This window comes from Mycobacterium sp. RTGN6, from assembly GCF_033804605.1.
Classification (GTDB): Bacteria; Actinomycetota; Actinomycetes; order Mycobacteriales; family Mycobacteriaceae; genus Mycobacterium.
Genome location: NZ_JAPZKZ010000018.1, coordinates 72,510 through 87,201, shown reverse-complemented (window position 1 = coordinate 87,201; position 14,692 = coordinate 72,510). Strand labels below are relative to the sequence as shown.

Below are 14,692 nucleotides of genomic sequence, written 5' to 3'. Positions count from 1 at the left end.
CTGGCATCTTCAATAAAACAACCACACCCCTAAACGAGAAAAAAGAGCATGGCAAAAAACAAACAAACAAAAACCACCAAACACACTATTGAGTTCTCAAACAACACACCCATTAGCCGACTTCCCGGCTTTCAGGCAACCCCACTACTGTACACCAGCATCAGGGAGAGATCAAACCCCGTCCTCCAGTCCGAAGACCGCGGCCGTGGGTCCGTGAGATTGAGCTTGACGCTCGAACTCGTTGACTAATACTACCCCATGCAAAGACTGCCGAGCGCCAGGGTCAGGTGACGCGCTCGATCTCCGCACCGAGACTGACGAGGTTCTCCACGAACAGCGGATATCCGCGGTCGATGTGGAACACGTCGTGAACCTCGGTGTCCCCGTCGGCGACCAGCCCGGCCAGCACCAACCCCGCGCCGGCGCGAATGTCCGATGCCCACACCGGCGCGCTAGAGAGCTGCGGCATGCCGCGGATGACCGCGTGGTGGCCGTCCGTCCGAGCGTCGGCGCCGAGCCGGATCATCTCCTCGACAAAGCGGAAGCGGGCCTCGAAGACGTTCTCGGTGATCATCGACGTCCCGTCGGCGATGCAGGCGAGTCCAATGGCCATGGGCTGCAGGTCCGTTGGGAAACCCGGGAACGGGAGGGTGGCGACGTCGACCGCCTTGGGCCGCTCGTACTGAACGATGCGGAACCCGTCGTCGCTCTGAGTGACGGTGGCGCCTGCCGCGTGAAGCTTGTGCAACACCAGCTGAAGGTGTTGAGGATCGACACCCGTCACCGAGATGTCCCCTCGCGTCATCGCGGCGGCGATGCCCCACGTTGCGGCGACGATGCGGTCCCCGATGACCCGATGCTCGGTGGGGTGAAGCCGGTCGACGCCGGTGATGAGCATGGTCGACGAGCCGGCTCCCGAGATCTGGGCACCCATCTGGTTCAGCATTTCGCAGAGGTCCACGACGTCCGGTTCACGCGCGGCGTTGTGGATGGTCGTCACACCCTCGGCGAGCACCGCGGCCATCAGGATGTTCTCCGTGGCACCGACAGAAGGGAACTCCAGCTGAATCTCCGCGCCGCGTAGGTGATCTGCCTCGGCCACCACACATCCGTGTTCGATGTTGCAGCGGGCGCCGAGCTGACGCAGCCCAGCTTGATGCATGTCGAGCGGACGCGATCCGATCGCGTCACCGCCAGGCAGTGCAACCTTGGCCTTCTTGCAGCGTCCGACGAGCGGGCCGAGCACACAGACGGACGCGCGGAATTGCCGCACCGCAGCGAAATCCGCGTCGTACTTGAGTTCGTCGGGCGAGATGATTCGTACCGTTGCCCCGTCGAGGTCCACCGTCGCGCCAAGGCCACGGAGGACTTCCGCCATCAGCGGGACGTCCAGGATGTCCGGGCAGTTAGTGATGGTGCTGGTGCCTTCGGCCAACAAGGCTGCCGCCATCAGCTTCAAAACGCTGTTCTTGGCTCCCCCGACGGCAACTTCGCCTGATAACCGGGTCCCACCGGTCACCACGAATCGCTCGCTCACGCGGGTTAGTTTAAACGGCACGGAGGTCGGGTGTCAGTCTGCACAGCCCGCCACGCGGGTACGGTTTGATCCATGGCAGTACACCTGACCCGCATCTATACCCGTACCGGCGACGACGGAACAACGGGGCTCAGCGACTTTAGCCGGGTTTCGAAGAATGATGCACGACTCGAGGCGTACGCCGACTGCGACGAGGCCAACGCCGCGATCGGCGTGGCAGTGTCAATGGGCCAGCCCAGTGAGCAGATTCTCAACGTGCTCACCCAGATTCAGAACGATCTGTTCGACGCGGGCGCCGACCTGTCGACCCCGTTGGTCGAGAATCCCGAGCACCCTGCGCTCCGCATCACACAGAGTTATGTGGACCGGTTGGAGAAGTGGTGCGACGAGTTCAACGAACCCCTTCCCGCGCTGAATTCCTTTGTGCTGCCTGGGGGTACGCCGCTGTCGGCGCTCTTGCACGTCGCCCGAACGGTCGCACGTCGGGCCGAGCGATCGGCGTGGCGCGCGATCGACCAACACGGCGAGTCGGTCAGCGTGCTGCCCGCCAAGTACTTGAATCGACTGTCGGACTTGCTCTTCATTCTGTCCAGGGTGGCGAACCCGGAGGGCGACGTGCTCTGGAAGCCCGGCGGCTAGTTCGTTCGCCGCCGCGCCCGTGACGGGCGCGATTCCAGCCAAGAGGTAAATGCGGTCAGCGCCCCCCGGTCGAGGGCGACTTCGTAACCCCGTCGACGCTCGCCGCTGGTGTCGCGGAGTTCCAGCACGACGATCGCGTCGGTCATGATGTCGAATTCGTCGCCGCGCGGCGCTCGCCGCGACACCACCTCGACGCCTCGCCGCGACAGCCGCCGGTCCGGCCACCAGCGGAAGCTGGACAGTCGATAGAAGCCGGCTTCCTCACCGCGGTAACGGAGTACGCCGTGGCGCCAGCCGTGACCGCCCACGGCGGGGACGTCCCGCAGGATCGCCGCCGTGCCACCCACTTGACGCAGCTTCCACAGCCGATAGACAAGTGCGAGAACGACCAGCAACAGCACACCGATCAGCGCGACCATGATCACCATGAGCGCGCTCATCGGCGCATCAGTCGAGTTGGCCTAGGGCGCGTAGGCGCGCCCTACCCCAGGCTGCCGTGCGCTCATCGTCGGACTCGGAGTCCTGTTTCGCTGCGTCGGCATCGATCTCGGACTCCAGCTGCGCGTTCTCCACCAGGATTCGCACGGCTTCCTCAGTCACCGACAGGAAGCCGCCATCGACGGCGATGCGTAGATCGTCTTCGCCCTCACGTTCGACTCGCACCATCGCGTCGTCGACCAGCTGCGCCACCAACGGGATGTGCCGCGGGAGGATGCCGATCTCACCTGCAGTGGTCCTGGTAAAGACGAACGTGGCCTCACCCGACCAGAGTTCGCGCTCGACGGCAACGATCTCAACGTTCAGTTCGGCCATGTCACAACTCCTTTCGGGCTGGAGCCTCGGTCACAGCTTGGCGCCGAGACTCTCGGCCTTCTTCGCGAGGTCCTCGAGGCCACCGATGAGGAAGAACGCCTGCTCGGGCAGGTGGTCGAAGTCGCCCTTGGCGAGCTTGTCGAACGCCTCGACGGTTTCCTTCAGCGGCACCGTGGAACCCGGCTGCCCGGTGAACTGCTCGGCAGCCATCATGTTCTGGCTCAGGAAGCGCTCGATGCGGCGGGCCCGGTACACCAGCTGCTTGTCCTCTTCGGACAGTTCGTCGACACCGAGGATGGCGATGATGTCCTGAAGGTCCTTGTACCGCTGCAGGATTCGGATGACTTCCTGCGCGACGCGGTAGTGCTCGTCGCCGACCACGCTGGGGTGCAGGATGGTCGAGCTCGAGGCCAGCGGATCCACCGCGGGGAAGATGCCCTTCGAGAACACCGCACGGGAGAGCTCGGTGGTGGCGTCGAGGTGCGCGAACGTCGTCGCCGGGGCGGGGTCGGTGTAGTCGTCGGCGGGCACGTACACGGCCTGCATAGACGTGATCGAGTGACCGCGTGTCGAGGTGATGCGCTCCTGGAGCTCGCCCATCTCGTCGGCCAGGGTGGGCTGGTAACCCACGGCTGACGGCATGCGGCCGAGCAGCGTCGAGACCTCGGAACCCGCCTGGGTGAACCGGAAGATGTTGTCGATGAACAGCAGAACGTCCTGGTTCTGCTCGTCGCGGAAGTACTCCGCCATGGTCAGCGCCGACAGCGCGACCCGCATACGGGTGCCGGGCGGCTCGTCCATCTGACCGAACACCAGTGCCGTGTCCTTGAGCACGTTGGCGTCCGCGAGCTCGACCCAGAGGTCGTTGCCCTCGCGGGTGCGCTCCCCCACGCCGGCGAATACCGAAGTGCCACCGAAGTTCCGGGCGATGCGGTTGATCATCTCCTGGATGAGCACCGTCTTGCCGACGCCTGCACCGCCGAACAGGGCGATCTTGCCGCCGCGCACGTACGGGGTGAGCAGGTCGACGACCTTCAGGCCGGTCTCGAGCATCTCGGTCCGCGGCTCGAGCTCGGCGAATGGCGGTGGCTTGCGGTGGATCGACCAGTGGTCGAAGTCCTTGCCGTAGCCGGGCTCGTCGAGGCACGCGCCGAGCGCGTTGAACACATGGCCCTTGACGCCATCGCCGACGGGCACCGAGATCGAGGCGCCGGTGTCGGTGACCTCGACGCCGCGGACCAGACCGTCGGTGGGCTGCATCGAGATGGTGCGCACCAGGTTGTCACCGAGGTGCTGGGCGACCTCGAGGGTCAGGGTCTTGGCCATCTCCTCGTTGGTGATCTCGGCGTGCAGTGCGTTGAACAGTTCCGGCACGGACCCGCGTGGGAACTCGATGTCCACGACTGGGCCGGTGATGCGGACCACTCGACCGGCGGTCTTGGAATCTTCTGCGGTGGCAGTCATTTTCTCTTCGCTTCCTAACGGGGCGTGCTTCTAGAAGATTATTTCGCGTCGGCGAGGGCGTTTGCGCCGCCGACGATCTCGCTGATTTCCTGGGTGATCTGAGCTTGGCGTTCGCGGTTGGCCTCGAGCGTCAGTGCCTTGATCAAATCGTCGGCGTTGTCGGTGGCTGACTTCATCGCGCGGCGCCGCGAAGCCGATTCGGACGCCGAGGCCTCCAGCAATGCGGAGTAGACACGAGTGGCGACGTAACGCGGCAACAGCGCGTCGAAGAGCGACTCGGGGTCTGGCTCGAAGGAGAACAGCGTGCGCGGGCCCTCCTCGGGCTCCTCGTCGCCGACGTACTCGACGACCATCGGCGCGATCCGCCGCGCGACCGCGCTCTGCGACAGCATCGACTTGAACTCGGTGAACACGATGTGTAGTTCGTCGACACCGAGGATGCCGTCCTCGCCCGGGTCGTCACCCTCGTCGTCGGCACCCGCCATGAACGCCGTCACGAGCGTGTCAGCGATCTCACGGGCTTGATCGTAGGTGGGTCGATCGGAAAAGCCGGTCCACGACTCCGTCACTTCACGCTGACGAAAATTGTAGTAGCCCAGCGCCTTTCGGCCGACGGCGTAGATCACCGGGTTCTTACCCTCATCGCGCAGCAACGCGAAGAGCTCCTCCGCCTGACGCAGCACGTTGGCGTTGTAGGCGCCGCAGAGCCCGCGGTCGGATGACACCACCAGCACGCCGGCGCGCTTGGGTGATTCGCGCTGGACGAGCAGTGGGTGGTCCAGTGCGCTGGCACCGGCAAGCTCGGTGAGCATGCTGGTGATCTCGGCCGAGTAGGGCCGAGCCGCCTGAACGCGGGCCTGCGCCTTGGCGATCCGCGACGTCGCGATCAGCTCCTGGGCCTTGGTGATCTTCTTGATCGACCCGGCGGAACGGATGCGTCCGCGTAACTCGCGCAGTGTGGCTGCCATGTCGCCTACCTACTTCTTCGGCGCCGGCTTGCGGACCTTGACCGATTCCTTCTCGACGTCCTGTTCGTCCATCGCCTCGGTCTCGGCCTCGTTCACGACGACTGAACTTCCGTCGGTGGCAGCGAAGCCCTTCTTGAAGTCGTTGACCACCTTGGTCAACTTCTCCTCGGCCTCCTCAGGGAGCTTCTTGCTCTCCCGGATGTCCTTGAGGATGGCGTCGTGGCTGGCCTTCACGTGCTCGAGGAACTCGGCTTCGAACCGCTGAACGTCTTCCACGGGAACCGAATCCAGATGGCCCTTGGTGCCCAGGAAGATGGCAACGACCTGCTCATCGACCGCAAGCGGGCTGTACTGAGGCTGCTTGAGCAGCTCGACCAGGCGAGCGCCGCGCTCCAGCTGAGCCTTCGACGTCGGGTCCAGGTCCGAGGCAAAGGCGGCGAAGGCCTCCAGCTCGCGGTACTGCGACAGGTCCAGTCGCAGGGACCCCGCGACCTCCTTCATCGCCTTGATCTGTGCGGCACCACCCACGCGGGACACCGAGACGCCGACGTTGATGGCCGGGCGGACGCCCTGGTTGAACAGGTCGGTCTCCAGGAAGCACTGGCCGTCGGTGATCGAGATGACGTTGGTCGGGATGTACGCCGAGATGTCGTTGGCCTTGGTCTCGATGATCGGCAATCCGGTCATCGAGCCGGCGCCCAGCTCGTCGTTCAGCTTGCCGCAGCGTTCGAGCAGCCGCGAGTGCAGGTAGAACACGTCACCCGGGTACGCCTCGCGGCCTGGAGGACGGCGCAGCAGCAGCGAGATCGCTCGGTACGCCTCGGCCTGCTTGGTGAGGTCGTCGAACACGATCAGCACGTGCTTGCCTTCGTACATCCAGTGCTGACCAATGGCCGAACCGGTGTAGGGCGCAAGCCATTTGAAGCCAGCGGGATCGGAGGCTGGGGACGCGACGATGGTGGTGTACTCCATCGCGCCGCCCTCTTCGAGAGCGCGCTTGACGCTGGCGATCGTGGTGCCCTTCTGGCCGATCGCGACGTACACGCAGCGCACCTGCTGCTTGGGATCGCCGGTTTCCCACGCTTCGCGCTGGTTCAGAATCGTGTCCACGCAGACCGCGGTCTTGCCGGTCTTGCGGTCGCCGATGATCAGCTGGCGCTGGCCGCGGCCGATCGGGGTCATCGCGTCGATGGCCTTGATGCCGGTCTGCAGCGGCTCGGAGACACCCTGGCGTTGAACCACCGACGGAGCCTGGAGTTCCAGCGCGCGCCGGGTGTCGGTGACGAGGTCACCCTGGGCGTCGATCGGCTGACCCAGCGGGTTCACCACGCGGCCCAGGTAGGCGTCGCCCACCGGCACCGAGAGCACCTCACCAGTGCGCTTGACCTGCTGGCCCTGCTCGATCTTCTCGAAGTCGCCGAGGATCACCGCACCGATGCTGTGTTCGTCGAGGTTCAGCGCCACGCCGAGCACGCCGCCGGGGAACTCGAGGAGCTCCTGCGTCATGACCGAGGGCAGGCCCTCGACGTGGGCGATGCCGTCACCCGCATCGATGACGGTGCCGACCTCTTCACGCTCGGTGTCGGCGGAGAACGAGGATACGTAGTCCTCGATGGCGCCTTCGATGTCAGCAGCGGAGATTGTCAACTCTGCCATGTTTCGTCTTCCTACCTTTGTCGCTGGGTATGTGGTTGTGGGCCGGGTCAATCCGGCAGCTGGGTCTGTGCGGCGGCCAGGCGGGATGCGATGGAGCCGTCGATCACCTCGTCGCCGACGGCGATCGAAAGTCCGCCGATGAGTTCGGGATCGACGTGTTGCTGTACAGCCACCGGGTGGCCGTAGATGCGGGTCAGCACCTCGGTGAGCCGGGTCCGTTGAGCGTCGGAGAGTTCCGCCGCTGCAGTCACGTGTGCGACTACCTCGCCGCGGCGCGCGACCGCCAACTCGGCCAGGTCGACGACCGCCTCGTCGGCGCGTTCGCCGCGAAGCAGCCCGATGGTCTGTCCCAGAAGTTCCCTTGCGGTGGCGTTGACGTCGGAGCTGTCGTCGAGCACGTCGTCCAACAACGCAATCCGACCTTCCGGCGGCGTGGTGACGTCGCTCAAGAGGGCCGCCAGCCGTGGCTGCGCGTCGAGGATGCGGCCGAACCGGAACAGCTGGTCCTCGACCTCGTCGACCGCATCTTCGATTTCGGCGCGCCGCAAGAGCGCGAGCCGAGCCATGTGCTCGACGGAGTCGACGAGATCGGACTCCGCCGACCAACGCTGAGACACGGCGGTCCGCAGCAGCTTCGCCGTGCGCTCCTCGACCTTGGCCGACAGCAGCCTGTCGACCAGGCCGACTTTGGCCGCGGAATCGTCGGTGGGCTCGGCTAGGTGCTTGGTCAGCGCCGGTTCGGCGATCAAGAGGGCGGCGACCGAGCCGAGCTCGTCGGCCAGCGTCGTCAGCCCCGGAGCGGTGAGATCGGCTGCCACGACGTCGAACTCGGTGGTGAGCGCAGCCTGCGCTTCGCGGCTGGCGGCGCGCAGCCTCGCGGATGCGCCCGTTTCGATGACCGCATGGGACGGTGCCATCTCGTCGAGCTCGGCGAGAAAACGGTCGACGGTCGCCGACTGGTTGGCCGTATCCGCGACGTGGGCACGCACGAGCTCGTCGGCCTTCTCGACGGCCTCGGAACCAAGACCCGAACGAAGCTGACGAATGAGCTGCTGGCGCATCAACTGAACCTGTTGCGCACCTTGGGCCTTGATGCGCTCCGCATCCACGCCACCTTGCTCGGCGAGCTGCGCCGCGATGCGCTCCGAGTCGTGCTTGGCCTCGTCGGTGACCTTCGCCGACTCGGCCTTCGCGTCCTCGAGCGCCTTGGCGTGCATCGCGTCGGCGTCGGTGAGTTTCTTTGCCGCCTCGGCGCTTTCGGCCAACGCGGTGCGTATCGCGTCCTGCTGCTTTTGCATCAGCCCCTTCACCGGTGGGACGACCCACTTGACGATGATGAACGCGATGACGGCAAAGCCGATCAGGTTCCCGATGAAGATGTCCATCTAGCTCTTCCGTCCCGAGTTCACGTCGACCCCGAGGATGCGGCTGGCGAGCGTGCCCGACAGGCCGTCCACCGAGGATTCGAGCTCCGTTCGTGCCGCCGAACCCTGCTGGGACAGTTGCTCATCCGCGGCGCGAACGGTATCGGCCACCTCGCCACTTGCCTCGGCCCGCTTCTCGTCGACGACCTGACGGCCCGCGACCCGGGCTTCGTCACGGATGGACGATGCGTCGTTGCGGGCCCCGGCCATGGCGTCGTCGTAGTCGGCCTGGGCGGCGGCGACCTGCTCGGCCGACTTGCGATTGTCCGCGGCGGTCTTGGACAGCATTGCCTCCCGCGCGGCGAGCACCTTGCTGACAGGCGGCACAACCCATTTCGCAATCACGCCGAGCACGATCAGGAAGATGAGCAGCACGGCGAAGAAGGTGCCGTTGGGAAGCAGGAAATTTTGGGTCCCACCACCCTCCTCCGCTGCTTGAGCGGAGGCCAGGATCGTTGCGGTCAGTTCACCCATGCTGTCGGTGGGCTAGCCCGCGTAGACGGGCGTGGCGAAGACGAACAGCGCCATGAACGCCAGGTTGATGAAGTACGCGGCCTCCACCAGACCGACGGTGATGAAGAACGGCGTGAACAGCCGACCCTGCGCCTCGGGCTGCCGGGCGATGCCGGAGATCAGTGCGTTGCCGGCAATGCCGTCACCGATACCAGCGCCGATGGCGCCGCCACCCATGATCAGCCCGCCGCCGATCAGCGCACCCGCCGTGATGAGGGCGTTTGCATCCATTCCTATTTCCTCCTTGATAGCTGGTGGTGTTGCCACCAGGACTGCTGGTCGTACGTGTCGTTCCGGTCTAGTCGTGATCAGTGGTCATCGTGGTCCAGTTCCATCGACTGGCTGAAGTACAGGATCGTCAGCAGCGAGAAGATGAACGCCTGGATGAGTCCGACGAAGAGGTCGAACGTCTTCCAGATGGCGTTCGGCGCCCACTGGATGTACCAGGGGAACATCGCGATGAGCGCGACCAGGATGCCGCCGGCGAAGATGTTGCCGAAGAGTCGCAGCGCCAACGAGATCGGCTTGGCGATCTCTTCGACGAGGTTGATCGGCATGAGCAGCGTGACGTGTCCCTTGAGCACCTTCCACGGGTGCCCGAGTGCGCCGCGCCGCCAGAAGCCTGCGGCGTGGTAGGCGAGGAACACGAAGGCCGCGAGCGCGAAGACGAAGTTGATGTCGGCGGCCGGCGGCTTGAGCAGTTCGCCCGCCGCGCCGTCGGCCTCGCCGTACTGCCACGGGAACACCGACAGCCAGTTGGACACCAGGATGAACGTGAAGATGGTGACCGCGAGCGGCAGCACGAACGGCGCGATCTTCATGCCGATCGCACCTTCGATCTGCTGGCGCATCTGGATGGTGATGGCCTCGAAGAACAGTTGCACGCCACCGGGGACATCGGTCGACGTGACCTTGGCGCGCAGGAAGAACGCCAACGCGATCACGATCAGCGCGGCGATCGACGTGGAGATGATGGTGTCGCCGTTGAAGTCCATCCCGAGGAAGTGCCACACGGGCTCATGGACACCCACGTGAATCGCGGCACCACCACCCTCGCCCTCCTCGGCGGCGAGCACGGTCTCAGTCATCAGGCCGGTCATGTCAGTCAGCTCAATCCTTCGATTCCGTATCCAAGACGTCCAGCCCATCGGTCCGGATCTTCTTCAGCACCGGCAGGCTGGTGCTCATCACCAGCAGCGCCTGGAAGATTGCAAGACCGAACAGCACGCCGAGCCCGTCGTTGCTCTTCAACAACGCCCTTGACCCGATCACAATGGCCAACGCGACGACCGTGATGACGAGCAACCGGGTCACCGAGTTGAGCGCCATCTTCTTCTTCAGCGGGTGATCCTCGGCCGTGATCGCCTCTACTGCCCGCTTGACCAACATGGCGTTGAGCAACCCGAGGAGGAGCCCCACCCCGAAGAAGACTCCGATGAGGGGATGGCCGACGTACCAGGAGGCCGCTACCGCCACGACGGTCAGCAGCGCACAGACCACGAGCAGGCGAAGCGGTCGGAATGCGACGGACGGAAACACCAACGGCGCGTCCTGCGCTGGCGTCGTCATCGACTCACCTCAATCCCGCTTTCACGAGAGCCATCTCAAATGATTCTGTGCGTGCCCGACGAGCGTAGCGAAGGGCGTCGGTCGCGCTGGAATCACCCAAGGGGTAGCTCCCTTTGTCGGTCGTATATCGGCGCCGATCGGCTTGTTAAACCGATGGGCCGGGCCGGCAACCCGCGAGGTTTTTCGGGTTCTGCCAGTAAAGTACCACATGGTAAACGGGCCAAAACAGGACCTACTACTTTTCGTCGTACAACTCGTCTGGCAGATCGCTGTGGGCGTAATCGCCGCGTCGCAACAGGGGTATGAGCGTGATGACGACTGCGACCAGAATTGCGGCGAGCATGACCGCGCCGGAGTAGCGCGGGTCGAAGAAGATGGTGCTCGCGGCGCCCAGCGCGACGATGCCCACCCATAGATAGATCAGCAGCACCACGCGACGGTGCGAGTGCCCGATCTGCAGCAGCCGATGGTGCAGGTGCATCTTGTCTGGGCTGAACGGGCTGCGGCCGGCCCGCGTCCGGCGCACGATCGCCAGCAACATGTCCAGCGCCGGCACGAACATCACGGCGATCACCAACAGGAACGGCGACAGCAGCGCGAACACGTCCCGCGCGCCATATGCGTTCTGAGAGATCGGACCCGCTGCGGTGGTCGACGCCGCCGCCAGCATGAGCCCGATCAACATCGACCCCGAGTCGCCCATGAAGATGCGGGCCGGATGGAAGTTGTGTGGCAGGAACCCCAGACACGCGCCTGCCAGTACGACCGAGATGACCGCGGGCGGATAGAACAGGACGTCGCCGCCGTGATCGCGCAGCAAGCCGATGGAGAAGATGCAGATGGCCGCCGCCGTGATCAAGCCGAGTCCTGCGGCCAGCCCGTCGAGGCCGTCCACGAAGTTCATGGCGTTTACGATCGACACCGTCAGGGCCAACGTCAGCAGGATCGACGTGACCTGGTCGAGCACGATGGTGCCGACCCCGCCGATCGGGATGTAGAGCACACTCCACGCCACGCCCATCGTCACCAGCACGCTGGCCGCGGTGATCTGGCCCGCAAACTTGGTCAGTGCGTCGAGCCCCCAGCGGTCGTCGATCAGCCCGATCGCCATGATGAGCCCGCCGGCGACCACCACGGCGGGCATGCCCGAGGAGTAGACGAATCCCCGTGTCAGGGCAGGCAGTTGGGAGGCCAGCAGGACGGCGGCGACGATGCCGACGTACATGGCGAGCCCACCCATTCGCGGGGTCGGCTGCATGTGGACGTCGCGTTCGCGTGGGTAGGCGACGGCGCCGACCCTGGTCGCCAGGGCCCGCACCCAACCCGTCGCGAGGTACGTGATGATCGCGGCGGTGAGGCCGACGAGCGCGAGCTCGCGCAGTGGGACACCCGCGCCACGGTCGGTCAGCGCGAGCGTCACCGTGCCCAGCGCTTCACTCACCACCTGGAAAACCGTACTGGAGTCACCTGAGTGCGATCAGCCGGCGAGTGACTCGGCCTCGACGCCCAGCACCCCCGCGATTGCAGCCGCGGTGATCGGGCCCTCGCGCAGCACGCGGGGCCGGCTGCTGGTGAGGTCGACGATCGTCGACGCCGCCTGGCGGGCCGACGGCCCCGACTCGAGGTAGACCTCGACGAGGTCGCCGAGTTGGTCGCGCGCATCGGCGGCGGTGACGGCGGCCGGCCGGCCGGAGACGTTGGCGCTGGACACCGCCATGGGGCCGACTTCGCGAAGCAGTTCGATGGCGACGGGGTGCAGCGGCATGCGGAGCATCACGGTGCCGTTCGCGTCACCGAGATCCCATTGCAGCGAGGGGGCCTGCCGCACGACGAGGCTGAGCGCGCCCGGCCAGAACGCGCGGATGAGTTCGCGCGCCGCGGGCGGCACCGCGTACACGAGGCCGTCGATGGTGTGCCACGACCCGACCAGGACCGGCACCGGCATGTCGCGTCCGCGCCCCTTGGCCTCGAGCAGTGCTGCGACGGCTACGTTGTCGAACGCATCGGCACCGATGCCGTACACGGTGTCAGTGGGCAGTACGACCAACCGGCCGCCCTTGAGCGCGCTGATCGCCGATGCGATGCCCACCGGTCGCTGGCCGGCGTCGGAGCAGTCGAACACCTCAGTCATGCCGTAAGCCTCACCCTTGTCGTCGCGCGGTCACGAATCGGGGTCGTCCCGTCAGGTCGCGGCGGGACGTGACCTCGGTGAAGACCCCGGCTGCATCGAACACTGCCACGGTCTGCGCCGCAGTGGTGTCATCGTGCTCGACGGCGGCGCGTCCGCCCGGGCGCAACAACCGGGCCGCCAGTGCGACGATCGGCGCGATCACCTGCATGCCGTCCGGGCCGCCGAACAGTGCGTGCGCCGGATCATGTTCGGCGACTTCGGGTTCCAGCACGGCGCCGTCGGGAATGTAGGGCGGGTTGGCGACGACGAGGTCGACACGGCCGATCATGTCACCGAGCACCTCCGGGTCGGTGACGTCGGCCTCGCGTACCTCGACCGCGCTGCCCGCAGCGTTGCGTCGGGCATAGCCGAGCGCCTCGGCGGAGTCGTCGATGGCGATCACGCGCGCCTGCGGCCTGTCGTGCGCGAGCGCAACGGCGAGCGCCCCCGATCCCGTGCACAGGTCGACGATCACCGGATCGGCAGAGAGTCGTTGGGCAAGCGCCCACTCCAGCAGCGCCTCGGTCTCCGGACGCGGGATGAAGACGCCAGGGCCAACGCCAAGTATGACCGGGCCGAACGCGGCCGTCGTCGTCAAGTGCTGCAAGGGGATTCGACGAGCGCGGGCCGCGACGAGCTCGCGGTATCGGTCGAAAAACGTCTCGTCGGGTTCGTGCCAGCTGAGTCGGCCGCGGTCGACACCCGCGGTGTGCGCGGCCAGCTGCTCGGCGTCGACCCGCGCGGTGTCGATGCCCGCCGCGGTGAGCGTGTCGGCGGCCTCGTCGATGGCCCGCCGCATGGAGGTCATGCCTCTTGCAACCTGGACTGCTTGTCGGCGGCCGCCAGCGCGTCGAGCAGCGCGTCCATGTCACCGTCGAGCACCTGATCGAGGTTGTGCGCCTTGAAGTTGATGCGGTGGTCGGCGATCCGGTTCTCGGGGAAGTTGTAGGTACGGATGCGCTCGCTGCGGTCGACCGTGCGGATCTGGCTGGCCCGGTCGGCGGACGCATCGGCCGAGGCCTGCTCCTCGGCCAGGGCCTGCAGCCGGGCGGCCAGCACCACCATCGCGCGCGCCTTGTTCTGTAGCTGCGAGCGCTCGTTCTGGCACGTGACGACGATGCCTGTGGGCAGGTGCGTGATGCGCACCGCCGAATCGGTGGTGTTGACGCCCTGCCCGCCCTTGCCGGACGAGCGGTAGACGTCGATGCGGAGGTCGGATTCGTCGATCTGTACCTGCTCGACGTCCTCGGGTTCGGGGTAGACGAGCACGCCCGCGGCGGAGGTGTGGACGCGACCCTGTGACTCGGTGACGGGCACCCGCTGGACGCGGTGCACGCCGCCCTCGAACTTCATCCGCGACCACACGCCGTCGGCCGAGTCGCCCTTGCTGGCGATCGTCAGCGTGGCGTCCTTGTAGCCGCCGAGGTCGGACCACGTCTCGTCGAGCACGGTGACCGTCCACCCGTGGCGTTCGGCGTACCGGATGTACATGCGCGCGAGATCGGCCGCGAACAGCGCCGACTCCTCGCCGCCTTCTCCAGACTTCACTTCGAGCACGACGTCGTCGGCGTCGTGCGGATCGCGCGGGGCCAGCAGGTCGGTGAGGTGGGTGTCGAGTTCGGCGACGCGCGCTTCGAGCTCGGGGACCTCGTCGGCGAACGACTGGTCGTCCTGCGCGAGTTCCTTGGCCGCTTCGAGATCGCCGCGCGCGGTCTCCAGCTTGCGGTACGTCGACACGATGGGCGAGATCTGGGCGAACCGACGGCCCACCCGACGGGCGGCGCCGGCGTCCGAGTGCAATCCGGGGTCGGAGAGCTGCCGCTCGAGGTCGGCGTGCTCGAGGAGCAGCGCCTCCACCTTCGGGGCGGTGTCGCTCACTCGAGCCTCCTCATCACGTGCATCGTCCGACCGAGCCTGCCAACGAGAACGGCGCCCGAAC

The 14,692-nt window shown here is 66.0% G+C and carries 15 protein-coding genes and 1 pseudogene; 1 reads left to right on the top strand and 15 read right to left on the bottom strand.

The genetic code is table 11. From position 1 onward, the window contains the following. Positions 1 to 283: 283 nt before the first annotated feature. Positions 284 to 1,537 (bottom strand): UDP-N-acetylglucosamine 1-carboxyvinyltransferase, encoded by a 1,254-nt coding sequence (gene murA, locus SLQ33_RS32525; protein WP_319458056.1) that lies wholly within the window; start codon positions 1,535 to 1,537, stop codon positions 284 to 286. A 72-nt stretch (positions 1,538 to 1,609) separates the two neighbouring features. Between murA and SLQ33_RS32520 the strand changes: the two genes are divergently transcribed. After that, complete coding sequence (locus SLQ33_RS32520) at positions 1,610 to 2,176, top strand: cob(I)yrinic acid a,c-diamide adenosyltransferase (protein ID WP_319458055.1); 567 nt, start codon at positions 1,610 to 1,612, stop codon at positions 2,174 to 2,176. Here SLQ33_RS32520 and SLQ33_RS32515 read toward each other — a convergent pair. The 14 genes and pseudogenes from SLQ33_RS32515 to prfA all read right to left on the bottom strand — a co-directional run bounded on the left by SLQ33_RS32515 (position 2,173) and on the right by prfA (position 14,631). Then, complete coding sequence (locus SLQ33_RS32515; protein ID WP_319458054.1) at positions 2,173 to 2,616, bottom strand: DUF2550 domain-containing protein; 444 nt, start codon at positions 2,614 to 2,616, stop codon at positions 2,173 to 2,175. The genes SLQ33_RS32520 and SLQ33_RS32515 overlap by 4 nt on opposite strands. Positions 2,617 to 2,623: 7 nt before the next feature. Beyond that, entirely contained in the window at positions 2,624 to 2,989 is a 366-nt protein-coding gene (locus SLQ33_RS32510; RefSeq protein ID WP_319458053.1) for a F0F1 ATP synthase subunit epsilon, read from the bottom strand. A gap of 30 nt (positions 2,990 to 3,019) precedes the next feature. Further along, positions 3,020 to 4,453 (bottom strand): F0F1 ATP synthase subunit beta, encoded by a 1,434-nt coding sequence (gene atpD, locus SLQ33_RS32505; RefSeq protein WP_319458052.1) that lies wholly within the window; start codon positions 4,451 to 4,453, stop codon positions 3,020 to 3,022. Between the two features lie 38 nt (positions 4,454 to 4,491). Next, positions 4,492 to 5,421 carry a F0F1 ATP synthase subunit gamma gene (locus tag SLQ33_RS32500; protein ID WP_319458051.1) on the bottom strand — a complete coding sequence of 310 codons (930 nt, stop codon included), beginning with the start codon at positions 5,419 to 5,421 and terminating at the stop codon, positions 4,492 to 4,494. 9 nt (positions 5,422 to 5,430) lie between these two features. Further along, complete coding sequence (atpA, locus tag SLQ33_RS32495) at positions 5,431 to 7,077, bottom strand: F0F1 ATP synthase subunit alpha (protein WP_319458050.1); 1,647 nt, start codon at positions 7,075 to 7,077, stop codon at positions 5,431 to 5,433. 47 nt (positions 7,078 to 7,124) lie between these two features. Beyond that, positions 7,125 to 8,462, bottom strand: a complete 1,338-nt coding sequence (locus SLQ33_RS32490) for a F0F1 ATP synthase subunit B/delta (protein ID WP_319458049.1) — start codon at positions 8,460 to 8,462, stop codon at positions 7,125 to 7,127. Then, positions 8,463 to 8,975 (bottom strand): F0F1 ATP synthase subunit B, encoded by a 513-nt coding sequence (locus tag SLQ33_RS32485; protein WP_319458048.1) that lies wholly within the window; start codon positions 8,973 to 8,975, stop codon positions 8,463 to 8,465. A gap of 12 nt (positions 8,976 to 8,987) precedes the next feature. Then, complete coding sequence (locus tag SLQ33_RS32480) at positions 8,988 to 9,245, bottom strand: F0F1 ATP synthase subunit C (protein WP_319451132.1); 258 nt, start codon at positions 9,243 to 9,245, stop codon at positions 8,988 to 8,990. Positions 9,246 to 9,322: 77 nt separating this feature from the next. Beyond that, the gene (atpB, locus tag SLQ33_RS32475) at positions 9,323 to 10,102 is read right to left on the bottom strand and encodes a F0F1 ATP synthase subunit A (RefSeq protein ID WP_319458061.1); all 780 of its coding nucleotides are present in this window, start codon (positions 10,100 to 10,102) and stop codon (positions 9,323 to 9,325) included. Between the two features lie 22 nt (positions 10,103 to 10,124). Next, a complete protein-coding gene (locus SLQ33_RS32470) occupies positions 10,125 to 10,583 on the bottom strand; it encodes an ATP synthase subunit I (protein WP_319458047.1) in 459 nt (152 codons plus the stop codon). 235 nt (positions 10,584 to 10,818) lie between these two features. Further along, a pseudogene (locus SLQ33_RS32465) lies at positions 10,819 to 12,046 on the bottom strand (glycosyltransferase family 4 protein); the annotation flags it as partial. A 14-nt stretch (positions 12,047 to 12,060) separates the two neighbouring features. Next, on the bottom strand, positions 12,061 to 12,714 hold the full coding sequence (locus SLQ33_RS32460) for an L-threonylcarbamoyladenylate synthase (protein WP_319458045.1): 654 nt from the start codon (positions 12,712 to 12,714) through the stop codon (positions 12,061 to 12,063). A gap of 10 nt (positions 12,715 to 12,724) precedes the next feature. After that, positions 12,725 to 13,561: a peptide chain release factor N(5)-glutamine methyltransferase gene (gene prmC, locus SLQ33_RS32455; RefSeq protein ID WP_319458044.1), complete on the bottom strand. Its 837-nt coding sequence runs from the start codon at positions 13,559 to 13,561 to the stop codon at positions 12,725 to 12,727. After that, complete coding sequence (gene prfA / locus SLQ33_RS32450) at positions 13,558 to 14,631, bottom strand: peptide chain release factor 1 (protein WP_319458043.1); 1,074 nt, start codon at positions 14,629 to 14,631, stop codon at positions 13,558 to 13,560. Before prfA ends, prmC begins: the two co-directional genes overlap by 4 nt. Between the last annotated feature and the right edge of the window lie 61 nt (positions 14,632 to 14,692).

What these genes read in the sequence shown, in the direction of transcription:
- SLQ33_RS32520 (WP_319458055.1), top strand. Translation starts at nt 1,610, where the DNA reads ATGGCAGTACACCTGACCCGCATCTATACCCGTACCGGCGACGACGGA.
- SLQ33_RS32515 (WP_319458054.1), bottom strand. Translation starts at nt 2,616, where the DNA reads ATGAGCGCGCTCATGGTGATCATGGTCGCGCTGATCGGTGTGCTGTTG.
- SLQ33_RS32510 (WP_319458053.1), bottom strand. Translation starts at nt 2,989, where the DNA reads ATGGCCGAACTGAACGTTGAGATCGTTGCCGTCGAGCGCGAACTCTGG.
- atpD (WP_319458052.1), bottom strand. Translation starts at nt 4,453, where the DNA reads ATGACTGCCACCGCAGAAGATTCCAAGACCGCCGGTCGAGTGGTCCGC.
- SLQ33_RS32500 (WP_319458051.1), bottom strand. Translation starts at nt 5,421, where the DNA reads ATGGCAGCCACACTGCGCGAGTTACGCGGACGCATCCGTTCCGCCGGG.
- atpA (WP_319458050.1), bottom strand. Translation starts at nt 7,077, where the DNA reads ATGGCAGAGTTGACAATCTCCGCTGCTGACATCGAAGGCGCCATCGAG.
- SLQ33_RS32490 (WP_319458049.1), bottom strand. Translation starts at nt 8,462, where the DNA reads ATGGACATCTTCATCGGGAACCTGATCGGCTTTGCCGTCATCGCGTTC.
- SLQ33_RS32485 (WP_319458048.1), bottom strand. Translation starts at nt 8,975, where the DNA reads ATGGGTGAACTGACCGCAACGATCCTGGCCTCCGCTCAAGCAGCGGAG.
- SLQ33_RS32480 (WP_319451132.1), bottom strand. Translation starts at nt 9,245, where the DNA reads ATGGATGCAAACGCCCTCATCACGGCGGGTGCGCTGATCGGCGGCGGG.
- atpB (WP_319458061.1), bottom strand. Translation starts at nt 10,102, where the DNA reads ATGACTGAGACCGTGCTCGCCGCCGAGGAGGGCGAGGGTGGTGGTGCC.
- SLQ33_RS32470 (WP_319458047.1), bottom strand. Translation starts at nt 10,583, where the DNA reads ATGACGACGCCAGCGCAGGACGCGCCGTTGGTGTTTCCGTCCGTCGCA.
- SLQ33_RS32460 (WP_319458045.1), bottom strand. Translation starts at nt 12,714, where the DNA reads ATGACTGAGGTGTTCGACTGCTCCGACGCCGGCCAGCGACCGGTGGGC.
- prmC (WP_319458044.1), bottom strand. Translation starts at nt 13,561, where the DNA reads ATGACCTCCATGCGGCGGGCCATCGACGAGGCCGCCGACACGCTCACC.